The organism is Roseateles sp., from assembly GCF_052436255.1.
Lineage (GTDB): Bacteria > Pseudomonadota > Gammaproteobacteria > Burkholderiales > Burkholderiaceae_C > Pelomonas.
In genome coordinates this window covers 1-14792 of sequence record NZ_JBQVNP010000132.1, presented here as the reverse complement: position 1 = coordinate 14792, position 14792 = coordinate 1, and the positions used below count along the sequence as shown (strand labels likewise).

Annotated in this window: 14 protein-coding genes and 1 riboswitch; of the genes, 10 read left to right on the top strand and 4 right to left on the bottom strand. The window is 69.4% G+C overall.

The genetic code is table 11. The annotated features are described in order from the left end of the window. Positions 1-155 precede the first annotated feature (155 nt). Both glnK and ACT6S0_RS21860 read right to left on the bottom strand, forming a co-directional pair. Positions 156-494: a P-II family nitrogen regulator gene (glnK, locus tag ACT6S0_RS21865; RefSeq protein ID WP_056192325.1), complete on the bottom strand. Its 339-nt coding sequence runs from the start codon at positions 492-494 to the stop codon at positions 156-158. A gap of 17 nt (positions 495-511) precedes the next feature. Further along, on the bottom strand, positions 512-1231 hold the full coding sequence (locus ACT6S0_RS21860) for a TorF family putative porin (protein WP_444765878.1): 720 nt from the start codon (positions 1229-1231) through the stop codon (positions 512-514). A 491-nt stretch (positions 1232-1722) separates the two neighbouring features. Between ACT6S0_RS21860 and ACT6S0_RS21855 the strand changes: the two genes are divergently transcribed. Then, complete coding sequence (locus ACT6S0_RS21855; protein WP_444765877.1) at positions 1723-3237, top strand: YifB family Mg chelatase-like AAA ATPase; 1515 nt, start codon at positions 1723-1725, stop codon at positions 3235-3237. A gap of 7 nt (positions 3238-3244) precedes the next feature. After that, positions 3245-3709 (top strand): membrane protein insertion efficiency factor YidD, encoded by a 465-nt coding sequence (gene yidD, locus ACT6S0_RS21850; RefSeq protein ID WP_444765876.1) that lies wholly within the window; start codon positions 3245-3247, stop codon positions 3707-3709. Here yidD and ACT6S0_RS21845 read toward each other — a convergent pair whose 3' ends face one another. Together ACT6S0_RS21845 and metH are read right to left on the bottom strand one after the other, a co-directional pair. Beyond that, positions 3710-4333 (bottom strand): glycine zipper 2TM domain-containing protein, encoded by a 624-nt coding sequence (locus tag ACT6S0_RS21845; protein WP_444765875.1) that lies wholly within the window; start codon positions 4331-4333, stop codon positions 3710-3712. 103 nt (positions 4334-4436) lie between these two features. Continuing rightward, positions 4437-7133, bottom strand: coding sequence for a methionine synthase (gene metH, locus ACT6S0_RS21840; RefSeq protein ID WP_444765874.1), 2697 nt, complete (start codon positions 7131-7133; stop codon positions 4437-4439). 20 nt (positions 7134-7153) lie between these two features. After that, a riboswitch (S-adenosyl-L-homocysteine riboswitch) is annotated at positions 7154-7224 on the bottom strand. A gap of 84 nt (positions 7225-7308) precedes the next feature. On the opposite strand from metH, the gene ACT6S0_RS21835 reads away from it, so the two are divergent. The 8 genes from ACT6S0_RS21835 (at position 7309) to ACT6S0_RS21800 (ending at position 14613) form a co-directional block, all read left to right on the top strand. Further along, the gene (locus ACT6S0_RS21835; RefSeq protein ID WP_444765873.1) at positions 7309-8511 is read left to right on the top strand and encodes an HD-GYP domain-containing protein; all 1203 of its coding nucleotides are present in this window, start codon (positions 7309-7311) and stop codon (positions 8509-8511) included. A gap of 99 nt (positions 8512-8610) precedes the next feature. Continuing rightward, positions 8611-8997 (top strand): GntR family transcriptional regulator, encoded by a 387-nt coding sequence (locus tag ACT6S0_RS21830; protein ID WP_444765872.1) that lies wholly within the window; start codon positions 8611-8613, stop codon positions 8995-8997. Then, positions 8994-9881 (top strand): ABC transporter ATP-binding protein, encoded by an 888-nt coding sequence (locus tag ACT6S0_RS21825; RefSeq protein WP_444765871.1) that lies wholly within the window; start codon positions 8994-8996, stop codon positions 9879-9881. Before ACT6S0_RS21830 ends, ACT6S0_RS21825 begins: the two co-directional genes overlap by 4 nt. Further along, on the top strand, positions 9878-10546 hold the full coding sequence (locus ACT6S0_RS21820; RefSeq protein ID WP_444765870.1) for a hypothetical protein: 669 nt from the start codon (positions 9878-9880) through the stop codon (positions 10544-10546). The genes ACT6S0_RS21825 and ACT6S0_RS21820 overlap by 4 nt, the downstream gene beginning before the upstream one ends. A 9-nt stretch (positions 10547-10555) precedes the next feature. After that, a complete protein-coding gene (locus tag ACT6S0_RS21815; RefSeq protein WP_444765869.1) occupies positions 10556-12649 on the top strand; it encodes an ATP-binding cassette domain-containing protein in 2094 nt (697 codons plus the stop codon). Next, positions 12646-13437, top strand: a complete 792-nt coding sequence (locus ACT6S0_RS21810) for an ABC transporter permease (protein WP_444765868.1) — start codon at positions 12646-12648, stop codon at positions 13435-13437. The genes ACT6S0_RS21815 and ACT6S0_RS21810 overlap by 4 nt, the downstream gene beginning before the upstream one ends. Positions 13438-13713: 276 nt before the next feature. After that, positions 13714-14169, top strand: coding sequence for a hypothetical protein (locus ACT6S0_RS21805; protein ID WP_444765867.1), 456 nt, complete (start codon positions 13714-13716; stop codon positions 14167-14169). Between the two features lie 24 nt (positions 14170-14193). Beyond that, the gene (locus ACT6S0_RS21800; RefSeq protein WP_444765866.1) at positions 14194-14613 is read left to right on the top strand and encodes an SDR family NAD(P)-dependent oxidoreductase; all 420 of its coding nucleotides are present in this window, start codon (positions 14194-14196) and stop codon (positions 14611-14613) included. Positions 14614-14792 lie beyond the last annotated feature (179 nt).

Sequence of the window (14792 nt, the reverse complement as noted above, 5' to 3'; positions counted from 1 at the left end):
CGCATCGACAGCGGCAGTCGCCACGGCAGCGGCGGGTGCCGAGGCGGCATCCTGGGCCCAGGCAGCCGGCGCGAGCAGACCCGCCGCGAGGGCGAGGCCGGCAAGGAGTTTCTTCATTTGAGGGTTCTCCAAACGGTTGTTATGGACGCGCGCTTTCAGAGCGCGTCGTTGCCGGTCTCGCCGGTGCGGATGCGGACGACCTGGTCCAGCGGCGACACGAAAATCTTGCCGTCGCCGATCTTGCCGGTGCGGGCGGAGGATTCGATGGCCTCGATGACGCGCTCGACGACGTCGTCGTTCACGGCCGCCTCGATCTTGACCTTGGGCAGGAAGTCCACGACGTACTCGGCACCGCGGTACAGCTCGGTGTGGCCCTTCTGGCGGCCAAAGCCCTTGACCTCGGTGACCGTCAGCCCCTGCACGCCGATGGCGCTCAAGGCCTCACGCACCTCGTCGAGCTTGAAGGGCTTGATGACGGCAGTGATCAGTTTCATGTCGCTCTCCAGTGCAATCAGAAGGTCTTCTTCAGGCCGACGACGAGGCGGGCCTTGCCCAGGTCCTTGCCGTTCGGGCCGACATAGCCGTCGGCATCCGTGCCGATGATGGCGGCGCTGGCGACCAGGCCCGAGAAGTCCTTGGACAGCGTCAGCGAGTAGTCGGTGTAGGAGAAGGCCGAGTTGCGGCGCACCTTCTGGTGGCCAACGTGGGGCGACAGCATCAGGCCGTCGCCGAGGTCGAAGCTGGCCGTCACGTCCAGGTAGCCGCTGCCCTTGCTGTCGGCGAAGCCGAACAGGTTGCTCGTGCTGTGCGAGTACTTGGCCGTCACGGGGCCGAAGCTCAGCGCGCCATACACCTCCAGGGTGTTGGGGCTGACGCCGAGCTTGTGGCTCGGGTAGTAGTACTGCAGCAGGCCGACGTCCATCGTCAGGCCCGGTGCCACCTCGGTCTTGTAGCCACCGTAGACGTCGATCTCGGCGTCCGAATCGCCGCCGCCGTCCTTGATCCACTTGATCGTCGAGGCCCAGGTGCCGATGTAGAAGCCGCTCGCGTCCGCGTAGTCGATGCCGCCTTGCAGGGCCGGCTTCAGGCGGGTCTGGGAGATGCCGCGGTAACGGTACTCGCTGACCGCGCCGACGTTGAACGACAGCGGGCTCGGCGCCTCTTGGGCGGCCGCGGGCAGGGCGACCGCCGCAGACATGGCTAACACGAGCAGCGAATGGGAAAACTTCATGGCGGAGGCTCCTGTTTCAAGTTGGGGATACGTCCGGCAGGTCTTTGCAGCTTCCGTGCCAAGCGTCACGCCTTGTCACGCCGCACGAAACTGGGCACAAGGCGCCCGCAATCCGAGACCAGCGCACCAAATTGGCACCAATCTCCGCCCCGCTTCGCACCTCGGCAGTGCATCGCTGGGAAAAGCACCGGGCCGGGCCTGGCCAGCCCGGCGGCTAGACTGGCCTGACACACAGGGAGCCCTGCATGCCGGACCCCATCCCCGCCGCCTCAGCGCCCCCGCCCGGTGCCATCGAGTGGGCCGCCGGCGCGGCGCTCGCTCGCGCCACCTGCTTGCCGCGGCCACCGTCTACGCCAACGTGGACCCCGATGATCGCGCCCTGCCGCCGGCAGGGCGGCGCCATGGGAAGCGTCAGCGCACTGCAGCGCCAGCGCCGGTGGACCCGCTTCGTCCTCGCCCCCCGGCTCTCCACCTTCCCAACCGACTGACAGATGTCCCTCGCCACCGTCCACTCCCGCGCCCTCGACGGCCTCGCCGCCGCGCCGGTCACGGTGGAAGTCCACCTGGCCAACGGCTTGCCCAGCTTCACCGTGGTGGGACTGGCCGATACCGAGGTCAAGGAGGCACGCGAGCGCGTGAGGGCGGCGCTGCAGAACAGTGGGCTTGCGTTTCCAACCAACAAGCGCATCACAGTGAATTTGGCGCCCGCCGACCTGCCCAAGGAAGGTGGCCGTTTTGACCTGCCGATGGCCCTGGGCCTGCTCGCGGCCAACGGCCAGATTGACCCGGCCAAGCTGGCCCGTTTCGAATGCGCCGGGGAGCTGTCGCTGGCCGGCGAGCTGCGGCCCGTGCGCGGCGCACTGGCCATGGCACTGGCGCTGCGCCAGGCCGGAGGCGAGCGCGAACTGTTGCTGCCCGAGGCCAGCGCCGCCGAGGCCGCGCTGGTCGACGGCCTCATGGTGCGCCAGGCCAGGCATCTGCTCGATGTCGTTGCCGCGCTGCAGCCCGAAGGCGAGGCCCTGTCCCGTGCTGCGGCGTTGCCGCGCGAACGCCAGACCGGCCTGCCCGATCTCGCCGACATCAAGGGCCAGGCCGGCCCGAAGCGCGCTCTGGAGATCGCGGCAGCGGGCGGGCATTCGCTACTCATGGCCGGCCCGCCAGGCACGGGCAAGTCCATGCTCGCCCAGCGCCTGCCGAGCCTGTTGCCGCCGCTGGATGACGATGCCGCGCTGGAGTCGGCCGCGATGCTGAGCCTGGCAGGCCAGTTCGACATCGCGCGCTGGGGCCAGCGGCCCTTCCGAGCGCCGCATCATTCGGCCTCCAGCGTGGCCCTGGTCGGCGGCGGCTCGCCGCCGCGGCCGGGGGAGATCTCGCTGGCCCAGCACGGCGTGCTCTTCCTCGACGAACTTCCTGAATTTCCACGCGCCGCTTTGGAGGCGCTGCGCGAACCGCTGGAGACTGGCCGCATCCTCATCTCCCGAGCCGCCCGCCAGGCGGAGTTCCCGGCGCGCTTCCAGCTCGTCGCGGCGATGAACCCCTGCCCCTGCGGCCACCTTGGCAACCCGCTGCGCGCCTGCCGCTGCACGCCCGACCAGGTGGCGCGCTACCAGGGCCGGTTGAGCGGCCCTTTCCTGGACCGGCTCGACCTGCTCATCGAGGTGTCGGTGATCCCGCCCAAGGACCTGCAAGACCTGGCACCCGGCCAGAGCAGCGCCATGGTGGCCATGCGCGTGGCCGCAGCGCGCGCACGGGCCGTCGCGCGCCAGGGCGTGTCCAATGCGCTGCTGCAGGCCCAGGACCTGGGCACGCATGCCGTGCTGGAACCCGCTGCCAAGGCCCTGCTGGAGCGCTCCGCCGAGCGACTGGGCTGGTCGGCGCGCAGCTTCCACCGCGTGCTGCGCGTCGCCCGCACGGTGGCCGATCTGGCCGGGGCGGCCGAGATCGGCGTGACCCATGTGGCCGAGGCCATCCAGCTGCGGCGCGGACTGCCGCAGGCCAGCCAATAGGTACACGATGCGCGCTTTGCTGCTGTTGCTGATCCGCCTCTACCAGCGCCACATCTCACCCCACAAGGGCTTCAGCTGCGCCTACCGCGTGCACACCGGCCGCGCCGGTTGCTCGGCACTGGGCTATCGCGCGGTGCGCCGCCATGGCGTGTTCACCGGCCTGGGCCTGATCCGGGCGCGCACACGCCGCTGCGGCGTGGCACAGCGACGCTATGGCAGCGCGGCAGCACGCGTGGCGCTGGCCACACAGCGCGGCGACTGCGACGTTGGCTGCCCCGCGGACCTGCCCTGCGACGGGCCAGGTCGCAGCAGTTGGGGCATCTGCGACTGGCTGAACTGCTGCGATTGCTGCGACTGGCCCGAGCGCAAGAAGAAGCGCCGCAGAGACCCTGGCGGCGCGCGCGGCGATTTGTCGGCCCATCTCCCGCCACGGCGGGAGCCGCGCGGCACGAAGCCGCACGACTGGCGCTGATCAGCGACGGGAGAAGCCGTTGTCGGTCAGCGTGATCTCGTCGCCACTGCGCAGGCCGGGGTCGCTGTTGCGCTCGAAGCGGCGCTGGCGGCCATCGCGCTCGCGCGCCTCGATGATCCAGACCGTCGTGCTGCGCTGGCGCTTCTCGATCTCGCGGCCGGCATAGCCGCCGGCCACGGCGCCGCCGACCGTAGCGATCTTCTTGCCCGAGCCGCCGCCAACCTGGTTGCCCAGCAGGCCGCCGATGACGGCGCCGCCCACCGTGCCGAGCGCGGTGGCTTCGCCTTCCCGGGTCTCGGTGCGCACGCTGGTCACCAACGCGCAGCTGCTGCAGAGCTGGGACAGCCGCTGCTGCTCACGATCAGCGGCCGTCGGCTGGGAGCGCACCGGCTGCGCTGGCGGCGCGCGGCGCGGTTCGGCCTGGGCCACCACGCGCGGGGCGGGCGTGGCTGCGGGCGGGGCTTCGGCCACGGGCGCTGTCGTTGTGGCGGCGATGGGTGCCGTCATTGGCGCCGAGTTCGGCTCGCCTTGCGAACGACCCACTGCATAGGCGCCGCCGAGCAGCGCCAGCACGACAGCTACGCCCGCGACGATCTGGGTGGAATTGACGGTGGGGGTGGCCATGCAAGCTCCTGCAGATGAGATGACCACAGCATGCCGACCCAGCTCCGGCAAGCCTGTAGGACAGAACCGCAAGCGCAGGCGCCCAAAGCGGGGGGAGCGGCTGTCAACCGAGCAGCGGCGCGAGGGCGCGGCGGGCATCGGCGTCACTCAGCCCGCAGCGCGCGGCCCAGTCGGTCAGCTGGTCGTCGCCGATGCGCCCGACGTTGAAGTAGGCCGCGTCGGGGTGGGCCAGGTAGAAGCCACTGACGCTGGCCGCCGGCGTCATCGCCATGCTGTCGGTCAGTCCCATGCCGATCTCATCGGGTGCAAGCACCTTGAACAGGTCGCGCTTGGAGAGGTGGTCCGGGCAGGCCGGATAGCCGGGTGCGGGCCGGATGCCTGCGTACTTCTCGGCAATGAGGTCCTCGTTGCTCAACGACTCCGCGGCCGCATAGCCCCAGAACTCGCGGCGCACGCGCTCGTGCAGCCACTCGGCGGCGGCCTCGGCGAGACGGTCGGCCAGGGCCTTGAGCATGATGGCGGAGTAGTCGTCGTGCGTGGCGAGGAAGTCGGCCTCCTTCTTGTCGACACCCAGGCCCGCAGTGACGGCGAACAGGCCAATGTGGTCACCGCTCTCCGCCACGAAATCGGACAGGCAGCGGTTGGGCCGCTTCACGCCGTCCACGACCGGCCTCTCCGACTGCATGCGCAGGCCGTGCCAGGTCATCGGCGGCTCGCTGCGGATCTCGATGTCGTCATCGTTGACGCGCGCGGCGGGGTAGAGGCCGAACACGGCATGGGCCTGCAGCCAGCGGCCGTCGATGATTCTCTTCAGCATGGCCTGGGCGTCGGCAAACACCTTGCGCGCTTCGACGCCGACCACTTCGTCATCAAGGATGGCGGGATAGGGCCCCGCCAGATCCCAGGTCTGGAAGTACGGCCCCCAGTCGATGTAGCGCGCCAGCTCGGCCAGGTCGAGGTTCCTCAGCACACGGCGGCCGGTGAACTTCGGCGCGGGCGGCACGCGGCGCAGGTCCAGCACGGCCTTGTTGGCGCGCGCCTGCGCAAGCGTCACCAGCGGCGTCTGCTTCTTGTTGGCGTGCAGCGCGCGGGTCTTCTCGATGTCGGCCTTCAGTTCGGCGATGTAGGCCGCGGCGCGGTCGTCGCTGAGCAGCTCGGTGCACACGCCGACGGCGCGCGACGCGTCGGGCACATAGACCACCGGGCCGTCGTAGTGCGGCGAGATCTTCACGGCGGTGTGCACGCGGCTGGTCGTCGCGCCGCCGATCAGCAGCGGCATGTGGCGACTGCTGAAGTACGCGTCGCGCTGCATCTCGGCCGCGACGTGCTGCATCTCTTCCAGGCTCGGCGTGATCAGCCCGGACAGGCCGATGATGTCGGCGCCCTCTTCCTTGGCCTTTTTGAGGATGTCCTGCGCCGGCACCATGACGCCCATGTTGACGACCTCGTAGTTGTTGCACTGCAGGACCACCGTGACGATGTTCTTGCCGATGTCGTGCACGTCGCCCTTGACGGTGGCAATGACGATCTTGCCCTTGGGCTTGGCATCGCCGCCGCCCTCAATCAGCAGGCGCTTTTCTTCCTCGATATAGGGCAGCAGATGGGCGACGGCCTGCTTCATGACGCGGGCACTCTTGACCACCTGCGGCAGGAACATCTTGCCGGCACCGAACAGGTCGCCGACGACATTCATGCCGGCCATCAGCGGGCCTTCGATGACATGCAGCGGCCGGCCGCCCTTGGCCAGGATCGACTGCCAGGCTTCCTCCGTGTCCACGGTGATGAAGTCAGTGATGCCGTGCACCAGCGCATGCGACAGCCGCTGGTTGACGTCACCGGCACGCCAGGCCAGGCGGGCGGAGTCATCCTTGCCGGCGCTCTTGGCGCGGTCGGCGATCTCGATGAGGCGCTCGCCGGCATCGGCGCGGCGGTTCAGCACCACGTCCTCGACGCGCTCGCGCAGCTCCGGGTCGAGGTCGTCGTACACGCCCACCATGCCCGCGTTGACGATGCCCATGTCCATGCCGGCCTGGATGGCGTGGTAGAGGAAGACGGTGTGGATGGCCTCGCGCACCGGCTCGTTGCCACGGAAGCTGAACGAGACGTTGCTGACGCCGCCCGACACCTTGGCGCCCGGCAGGTTGGCCTTGATCCAGCGCGTGGCCTCGATGAAGTCCACGGCGTAGTTGTCGTGCTCCTCGATGCCCGTCGCAATGGCGAAGATGTTGGGGTCGAAGATGATGTCCTCGGCCGGGAAGCCGACCTCGTCGACCAGCACCTTGTAGGCGCGCTCGCAAATCTCGGTCTTGCGCGCGAAGGTGTCGGCCTGGCCCTTCTCGTCGAAGGCCATCACCACGGCCGCCGCGCCGTAGCGGCGCACCAGCCTGGCCTGGCGGCGGAACTCGTCCTCGCCTTCCTTCAGCGAGATGGAGTTGACGATGCCCTTGCCCTGGATGCACTTCAGGCCGGCCTCGATGACGCTCCACTTGGACGAGTCGATCATGATCGGCACGCGCGCGATCTCGGGCTCGCCGGCGATCAGGTTCAGGAAGCGCACCATGGCAGCCTGGCTGTCCAGCATGGCCTCATCCATGTTGATGTCGATGACCTGGGCGCCGTTTTCGACCTGCTGGCGCGCGACGGCCAGCGCCTGTTCGAACTGGCCCGCCAGGATCATGCGGGCGAAGGCCTTGGAGCCGGTGACGTTGGTGCGCTCGCCGATGTTGACGAACAGGCTGCGCGCGTCAATGGCGACCGGTTCCAGGCCGGAGAGCTTGAGGGGGGGCGGCGAGATGGTCATCGATGGCGGTCCACGCGGGAGATCGATGAGCGCCGTTCAGGAAATCCGAGCCTGGCAGGCATCAAAACCCGTCGCAGCGCTCCTCGGATGAGCCGGGAATTCTACGCAGCCGGTCCTTCGCCAGCGCTCAAGACTGGCTTGGCCGTGCCGAAGGCCATTGACAATCCCCGGATTCATGGCGACCGAACTCATCCCACTGCCCACCCGCACGCTGCGCGTGGGCATGACCTTGCCCTACGACCTGTTCGATGCCTACGGCAAGCTGCTGTTCGCGCGCGGCCAGGTGCTGCGCGACTCGCCGCTGGTGCGCAGCCTCGTGGACGGAGGTGCCTACGTGAACTCGGCTGACACCATCGAGTACCAGCGCGCGCTGGCGCATCGGCTGGACACCCTGGTCATGCAGGACGTGCCGCTGTCCGACATCGCCAAGGCCGACGGCGCCTTCAGGCTGGACTCCCTCGTGCCGACAAAGGTCGAGCAGGGCCCGCGCGAGGCCTGGTCCGACCTGCTGCTGCACCTGCACACCCTGCTCAGGGAGGCCGAGCCTGGCGACTTCAGCGGCCGCCTGTGCCAGCTGCGCGACGCGGCACTCAAGCGCCTGCACGCCCACCCCGACGCGACGCTGATGCTGCTCGTCTTCGAGAGCAGCCAGGAGTTCGGCGACTACAGCGCCCGCCATGCACTGCTGACGCTGCTGCTGGCCGACCTCGTCGCCCAGCAGCTGCAGCTCTCGCCCGAGTTGCGTGAGGCCTTCCAGGGCGCCGCGCTGACGATGAACTACGGCGCCGGCCCGGCGCACGACCGCCTGGCCAACCAGCTCGACCCCGCCACAGCCGCCCAGCGGCAGGCCCTGGCCGCCCACGGCGACCATGCGGCGGCCAGGCTGGCCCAGGTTGGCGTGGCCAACGAGGCCTGGCTGACGGCCGTGCGCCTGCATCACGACGCCGGCCCGGGCCCACTGGCCGCGCGGGGCGACGGCGAGAAGCTGGCGCGCCTGCTGCGCCGCATCGATCTCTTCGGCGCCCGCCTGTCGCCGCGGCGCAGCCGCCAAGCCCTCAGCGGTGCCGCCGCCGCACGCGCCGTCTTCCTGGACGAGAACGGCCAGCCCGACGAGGCCGGCGCGGCGCTGATCAAGACCGTCGGCCTCTACCCGCCCGGCAGCATCGTGCGCCTGGCCAACGGCGAAGTCGGCGTCGTCTTCAAGCGCGGCTTCAGCGCCAACGAGCCGCTGGTGGCCGCGCTGATCGGCAAGAGCGGCAGCCCGCTGAGCAACCCGGTGCCGCGCGACACGCGCCTGGCTGCGCAGGCCATCTCGGCGAGCCTGGCGCCGCATGAGCTCAAGCTGCGCGTGAACCTGGAGGCCCTGCTCAAGCTTTGAACGGCCGTTGATCCGGGCACACAGGGCGGCCCACGGGCCGCCCTTTTCATTCGGCACTTGCGCTTGCCGAAGCGTGCAGATATTCTGTGTATACACAATATGCACAGCAGCCTTTTTATTTCCCAGACCGATGCGCGGCCGATGTATCTGCAGATCGTCGAGCAGATCCGCCAGCGCGTCGCCGCCGGGGACTGGTCGGCCGGGCAGGAGCTGCCGTCCATCCGTGCGCTGGCGGCGGACCTGCGGGTCAGCGTCATCACCGTCAAGCGCGCCTACCTGGACCTGGAGTCCGAGGGCGTCATCGTCACCCGCCACGGCAAGGGCTCCTTCGTAGCCGACGCGCAAGGGCTGGCGATGGACATGCGCCTGGCCCAGCTCGACACCCACCTCGCCGCCGCTGGCGAGATCGCCCGCTCGCTCGGCATGGCCGAGCCTGAATTGACCGAACGACTGCGCACCGCGCTGAACCAGGAGGCCGCCGAATGAGCGCCAAGGCCATTGAGATGAAAGGCGTGCGCAAGGCGTTCCGCTTCTTCACGCTGGAGGACGTGTCGCTGGACCTGGAGCACGGCCAGATCATGGGCCTCGTCGGCCCCAACGGCGCCGGCAAGAGCACCACCATCCGGCTGCTGATGGGCCTGCTGACGGCCGACGCCGGCAGCATCCGCCTGCTGGGCCATGACATGCCACGCCAACAGGCTGCCGCCAAGGCCGATGTCGGCTTCGTCAGCGACGACATGAAGCTGCTGCCGCAGGCGACGCTGGCCTGGCACATGGACTTCGTCGCGGCCATCTACCCCGGCTGGGACGCGGCCTACGCCGCGCGGTTGCTCAAGCGCCTGGGCCTGCACGCGGCGCAGACAGCCAAGAGCCTGTCCAGCGGCGAACAGGCCAAGGCGCTGCTGCTGCTGGCGCTGGCGCGGCGCCCACGCCTGCTGGTGCTGGACGAACCCACCTCGGGCATGGACCCGGTGGCCCGCCAGGAACTGCTGACCGAGTTCATGGACGTGCTGCGCGACGACAGCCGCTCCATCCTGTTCTCGTCGCACAACACGGTGGACGTGGAGCGCATCTGCGACCGCCTCACCTTCATCGACCGGGGCCGCGTCGTGGCGTCCGACAACAAGGAGGACTTCCTGGAACGCTGGCGCACGCTGCGGCTGCGCTTGCCGGAGGGCGCGCCTGAATGGCGCCTGCCCGAAATCGTCCACCGCGACATCGACGGCCCCAACATCACGCTGACCGTCGACGGCTTCAGCGACGACTTGCTCGCCCGCCTCGGCGCGCCCGTGCAGGACGTCTACCGCATGAGCCTGGAAGAGGTGTTCGTCGCCACGGTGATGCACAGCCGGGAGGCGCGTTCGTCATGAAGCAGCTCACCGCCAGGCTCATCGCCAAGGAGCTCTACCTCTACCGCTGGCTGCTTGTCGGCGCCACGGCAGCCGGCTTCGCGGCTCTGCTGACGGCGGCCAGCGGCGAGTTCGGCTTCAGCATCGGCTTTCTCGTCTGGCTGACGGCCATCATCGCGATGGGCGTGATGCTCGCGCTGTTCGGCGTGTCGTCCGAGCGCAAGGAGCGCTCGCTGCTGTTCATCCTCAGCCTGCCGCTGTCGCCGGGCGACCATGTGCGCGCCAAGCTGCTGGGCCTGCTCGTGTGCTTCCTGCTGCCTTGGGCGCTGCTGAGCGCGGGCGCCGTGGCGCTGGTGCTCGTCATGCCGGGCATCGCCGACGGCCTGCTGCCCTACACGGTGCTGCTGTGCGTCTTCCTGCTGATGAACTTCTCGCTGGTGCTGTGCGGCGCGCTGCACATCAGCTCCGAGGCCGGCATGGGCGGCGTCATCGTGCTGACCAACATGTCGGTGTCGCTGTTCATGATGGGCATCGGCCGCATTCCCGATTTGGGTGAGCACATGGGCAAGCCAGACGCCGTCTGGAACACGCCCTTCTGGCTGCTGCTGGCAGCGCAACTTGCCATCACGCTGATGGCGCTGGCCCTGCCTCTCGTCTTTGCGGCGCGCCGCCGCGACGCTCTCTAAGGAGATTTCATGACCCCCCAACCCAACGGCGAGAGGCTGCACGCCCTCGACGCGGTGCGCAGCTTTGCCCTTTTGCTGGGCGTGGCCTTCCATGCGGCGCTGTCCTTCATCCCCGGCCTGCCGCCGGGCATGTGGGCGATCAACGACCATTCGCCCAGCCCCTTCCTCGGGGACGCGAGCTTTGTCGCGCACAGCTTTCGCATGACGCTGTTCTTCTTCATCGCCGGCTACTTCGCGCGGTTGCTGCACCAGCGGCTGGGCACCCAGGGCTTCTGGGCCAACCGTGGCCAGCGCATCGCCGTGCCGCTGGTGGTGGGCTGGCTGCTGCTGTTCCCGGCCATCGGCTTGGTCTGGTACCTCGGCCTGCAAAAGGTCTTCAACGGTGCGCCGCCCGCGATGCCGGAGATGCCGAAGCAGCCCGGTGCCTTCCCGCTGACGCACCTGTGGTTCCTCTACCAGCTGCTGTGGCTGTACGCCGGCGCGCTGCTGGCCCGCAGCGTCGTCATCCGGCTCGACCGGGGCCAGGTCTTGCGCGACGCGGTGGACCGTGCCGTCACCGCCGCCCTGCGCTGGCCGGCCGCTGCGCTGCTGCTGGGCCTGCCGCTGGCGGGCGTGCTGCTGGCCACGCCGATGTGGTTTCCCTGGGGCGGCATTCCCACGCCGGACCAGTCGCTCATCCCGCAGCTGCCCGCCAGCGTCGGCTACGGCGTGGCCTTCGCGTTCGGCTGGCTGGTGCAGCGCGCGCCCGGTGCGCTGGACGCCATGCGCTCGCGCTGGGCGCTGCATGTGCTGCTGGCCGTCGCGTCGTCCGCCACCTGCCTGTTCATCATGAAGACGCAGCCGCCCATCGGCATGCCCGAGCAGCCCAAGCTCGTCTTCACGCTGTCCTTGGTCGCCTCTGCCTGGGCCTGGAGCCTCGCACTCACCGGCCTGGCGCTGCGCTACCTGTCCCGGCCCAGCGCCGCGGTGCGCTATGTGGCGGATGCGTCCTACTGGATCTACCTCGTGCACCTGCCGGTCGTCGCCGCGCTGCAGGTGTGGGTGGGCCACTGGCCGCTGCACTGGGGCCTGAAGTACCCCTTCATCGTCGTGACGAGCCTGGCGCTGCTGTTGGCGAGCTACCACGTGCTCGTGCGTTTCACCGTCGTCGGCAAGGTGTTGAACAGCAGGGCCCACCGACGTGGTGCGCCAAGCGCCGCGGTGGCGGACGACGCCACGGGCGATGTCGTCGCGCAGCTGTGCGGCGTGTCCAAGCGCTACGGCCCGCTCGAAGCGCTGACCCGTGTGGACCTCGACCTACGGCGCGGCGAGTTGCTCGCGCTGCTCGGCCCCAACGGCGCCGGCAAGTCCACCGCCATCTCGCTGTGGCTGGGGCTCAACGAGGCGGATGCCGGCGTCGTGCGCCTGCTCGGCGGCGCGCCGCAGCAACTGGACCGCCGCCTGGGCCTGGGCGTGATGATGCAGGACGTCGAGCTGCCCAAGGACCTGAAGGTGCATGAGCTGGTCGCGCTGAGCTGCAGCTACTACCCGCAGCCGATGACCGTGAAGCAGGCCCTGGAGCGCGCCGGCATCGTGGCGCTGGCGCACCGCCCCTACGGCAAGCTCTCCGGCGGCCAGAAGCGCCAGGTGCAGTTCGCGCTGGCCATCTGCGGCCGGCCCAAGGTGCTGTTCCTGGACGAGCCGACGGTGGGCCTGGACCTGCAGGCCCGCGAGGCGCTGTGGCGAAACATCCGCGCGCTGCTGCGCGACGGCTGCTCCATCCTGCTGACGACGCATTACCTGGAGGAAGCCGAGGCGCTGGCGAGCCGGGTGGCCGTGCTCGCCAAGGGCCGCGTCATCGCCTCGGGCAGCGTGGACGAGATGCGCGCGCTGGTATCGCGCCGCCATGTGCGCTGCGAGACAACGCTGCCCGCCGTCGAGGTGCGGCGCTGGCCGGGCGTGGTGGACGTGAGCGGCGAGCACGACCAGCTCGCCATCGTCGCCACCGACGCGGAAAGCGTGGTGCGCCGGCTGCTGGCCGCCGACCCGAATCTCTCCCGCCTGGAAGTCCGCCAGGCCGGGCTCAACGACGCCTTCAACGAACTGACCCAGGAGGCCGCATGACCACCCTGACCCATCCCGCCCCCGCACTGCGGGCGCCCTCGTACTCGACCGTCCGCGTCTATCTGCTGGAGATGCGCCTGGAGCTGCTGCGCCTGCTGCGCACCCCGGCCTTCGCGCTGCCGATGTTCCTGCTGCCGGTAGGCACCTACCTGCTGTTCGCCTTCGCCGTGGCCGGCGAGCAGGTGGTCAAGGACCCCGACACCGGCCGCTTCATGTTCGCCGGCTTCTCGGTGATGGCCGTGACGATGGCCGCGCTGTTCGCCACCTGCCCCAACCTCGCGATGGAGCGCGAACAGGGCCTGCTGACCTTGAAGCGCGCCCAGCCCGCGCCGCCCGGCGCCTGGCTCACGGCCAAGATCTTTGCCGGCGTCGTCTGCGGCGTCATCGCCTACCTGCCCATCCTCGTGCTGGCCGCCGTCACCGGGCAGGCGCAGCTGGACGCCGGCCAGCTGGCCGCGATGAGCGCCGTGCTCATCGTCGGCACCCTGCCCTTCTGCGCCCTCGGCGTGATGGTGGGCTCGCTGACCAGCGGCTCCGCCGCGCCGGCCTATGCCAACCTCGTCTACCTGCCGGGCATCTACCTGTCCGGGCTGTTCTTCCCGCTGCCCAAGTCAATGCACTTCCAGACCGTGTTCTGGCCGCAGTTCCACCTGGACCAGCTCGTCTTCGCCGCCGGCGGCGTGGCCAAGTTCCGCTGGGTCTCCGTGGAAATGGCCTTCGCGGTGCTGCTCGGCTTCACGGTGCTGTGCAGCGGGATCGCGCTGTGGCGGCTGAACCGCAGGGGCTAGGCCTGCCCGCCCGGTCCGCAACCGCAGTGGGGCCGTTCTGCTTTTGCGCCGCGCAAACGCAGACCGGCCTGTTATTGCAGCTCATCCGCAAAAAGTGCAGCTCGTCGCACACCACTGTTCCTTCTCTTTCCAGTACCCAACACTGCAACTCGTGCCTTGCTGTCCACACAAGACAGCGCGCATGTGTCATGACCGATGAAGGGATGGATGGGCCTGTGTCCGGGCCTCGCCCCTTCTCCATCCCGTCCCACTTTTCGTTGTCCAAAGGAACTTCGCATGGCTCGCCTACCCTTGATACTCGGCCTGCTCGCCGGCATGGCTTGCGACATCGCGCTCAGCGTCACCGGCCCGGCCGCTGCCGACGGCAACCTGAACGTGAACGTACAGCCCGTGCGCCACGACATACATGCCAGCTGTCCCGGCTTCGCCGACCTGCTGGAGGACGACCTGCAGCACTTCTGGACTCGTGAGCAGCTCTTCGGCGACGTGCAGGTGCAATTCGTCATGGAGAACGGCCGCATCGGCGACGTGAAGACGCGCGGCCGTTTCGGCCGGCTCAACAACGCCGTCCGCGCCGCCATGCATCGGGTGAACTGCGGCTCCCAGGCGCCGACCGGGAAGCACGCCTACCGTCTGCACGTCAGCTTCATTGACCCCGACCGCTTGAGTCGCGCCGAGGCCATGGCGCGCGCGCCCACCTGGGGCGTGGCGGTGGCGCAAGTCAAGCCTTGAAGCGGCGCGCCGCATTCACCACCCTTGCTGCCATTGCAGCAGTGCCGGGCCTCGCGGCAGCGGGCGTCGGCCGCGCGAGTCCGGTGCGGACGTGCTGGAGGACGCCCCTGCCAACAGCATCGATGGGCTCAACGTTGGCGTGAACCGGCGGGGCCAGCCGCCCCAGTCCGTCGCCGTGGGCTGGAAGGACAAGGCTCCAGCGCGGCGCTGGAGTACGCGGAGCACGGCGTGCGCGTCAACTGCATCGGCCCCGGCTACGTGGCCACACCGCGCATGATGCAGATGGACCCGCAGGCCCTGGAAGGCCTCGCCGCAGCCCACCCGCTCGGCCGCCTGGCCAAGACCGAGGAGGTCGCCGAACTGGCAGCCTTCCTGCTGTCCGAACGCGCCGCCTTCTGCACCGGCGCCTTCTATCCCATGGACGGCGGCTATACCGCACAGTGAGGGCCGGCCGCTCGACGGGTTCATCGGAACGGGACGCGGCGGCCGGCCTTTGAGCTGACGGGTCGTTCAGCGCTTGGCCGAACCGGTGGCCGAGGCGCCGAGCGCCACGCCGTTGTCGTTGCGCGAGGCCTGGGCCGCGGCGCTGCCCGATGCGCTGCCCTTGCCGCCCGCCGCCTGGC

Excerpts from the sequence above, each read along its gene's own strand:
- glnK (WP_056192325.1), bottom strand. The coding sequence starts at position 494 with ATGAAACTGATCACTGCCGTCATCAAGCCCTTCAAGCTCGACGAGGTG.
- ACT6S0_RS21860 (WP_444765878.1), bottom strand. The coding sequence starts at position 1,231 with ATGAAGTTTTCCCATTCGCTGCTCGTGTTAGCCATGTCTGCGGCGGTC.
- ACT6S0_RS21855 (WP_444765877.1), top strand. The coding sequence starts at position 1,723 with ATGTCCCTCGCCACCGTCCACTCCCGCGCCCTCGACGGCCTCGCCGCC.
- yidD (WP_444765876.1), top strand. The coding sequence starts at position 3,245 with ATGCGCGCTTTGCTGCTGTTGCTGATCCGCCTCTACCAGCGCCACATC.
- ACT6S0_RS21845 (WP_444765875.1), bottom strand. The coding sequence starts at position 4,333 with ATGGCCACCCCCACCGTCAATTCCACCCAGATCGTCGCGGGCGTAGCT.
- metH (WP_444765874.1), bottom strand. The coding sequence starts at position 7,133 with ATGACCATCTCGCCGCCCCCCCTCAAGCTCTCCGGCCTGGAACCGGTC.
- ACT6S0_RS21835 (WP_444765873.1), top strand. The coding sequence starts at position 7,309 with ATGGCGACCGAACTCATCCCACTGCCCACCCGCACGCTGCGCGTGGGC.
- ACT6S0_RS21830 (WP_444765872.1), top strand. The coding sequence starts at position 8,611 with ATGCACAGCAGCCTTTTTATTTCCCAGACCGATGCGCGGCCGATGTAT.
- ACT6S0_RS21825 (WP_444765871.1), top strand. The coding sequence starts at position 8,994 with ATGAGCGCCAAGGCCATTGAGATGAAAGGCGTGCGCAAGGCGTTCCGC.
- ACT6S0_RS21820 (WP_444765870.1), top strand. The coding sequence starts at position 9,878 with ATGAAGCAGCTCACCGCCAGGCTCATCGCCAAGGAGCTCTACCTCTAC.
- ACT6S0_RS21815 (WP_444765869.1), top strand. The coding sequence starts at position 10,556 with ATGACCCCCCAACCCAACGGCGAGAGGCTGCACGCCCTCGACGCGGTG.
- ACT6S0_RS21810 (WP_444765868.1), top strand. The coding sequence starts at position 12,646 with ATGACCACCCTGACCCATCCCGCCCCCGCACTGCGGGCGCCCTCGTAC.
- ACT6S0_RS21805 (WP_444765867.1), top strand. The coding sequence starts at position 13,714 with ATGGCTCGCCTACCCTTGATACTCGGCCTGCTCGCCGGCATGGCTTGC.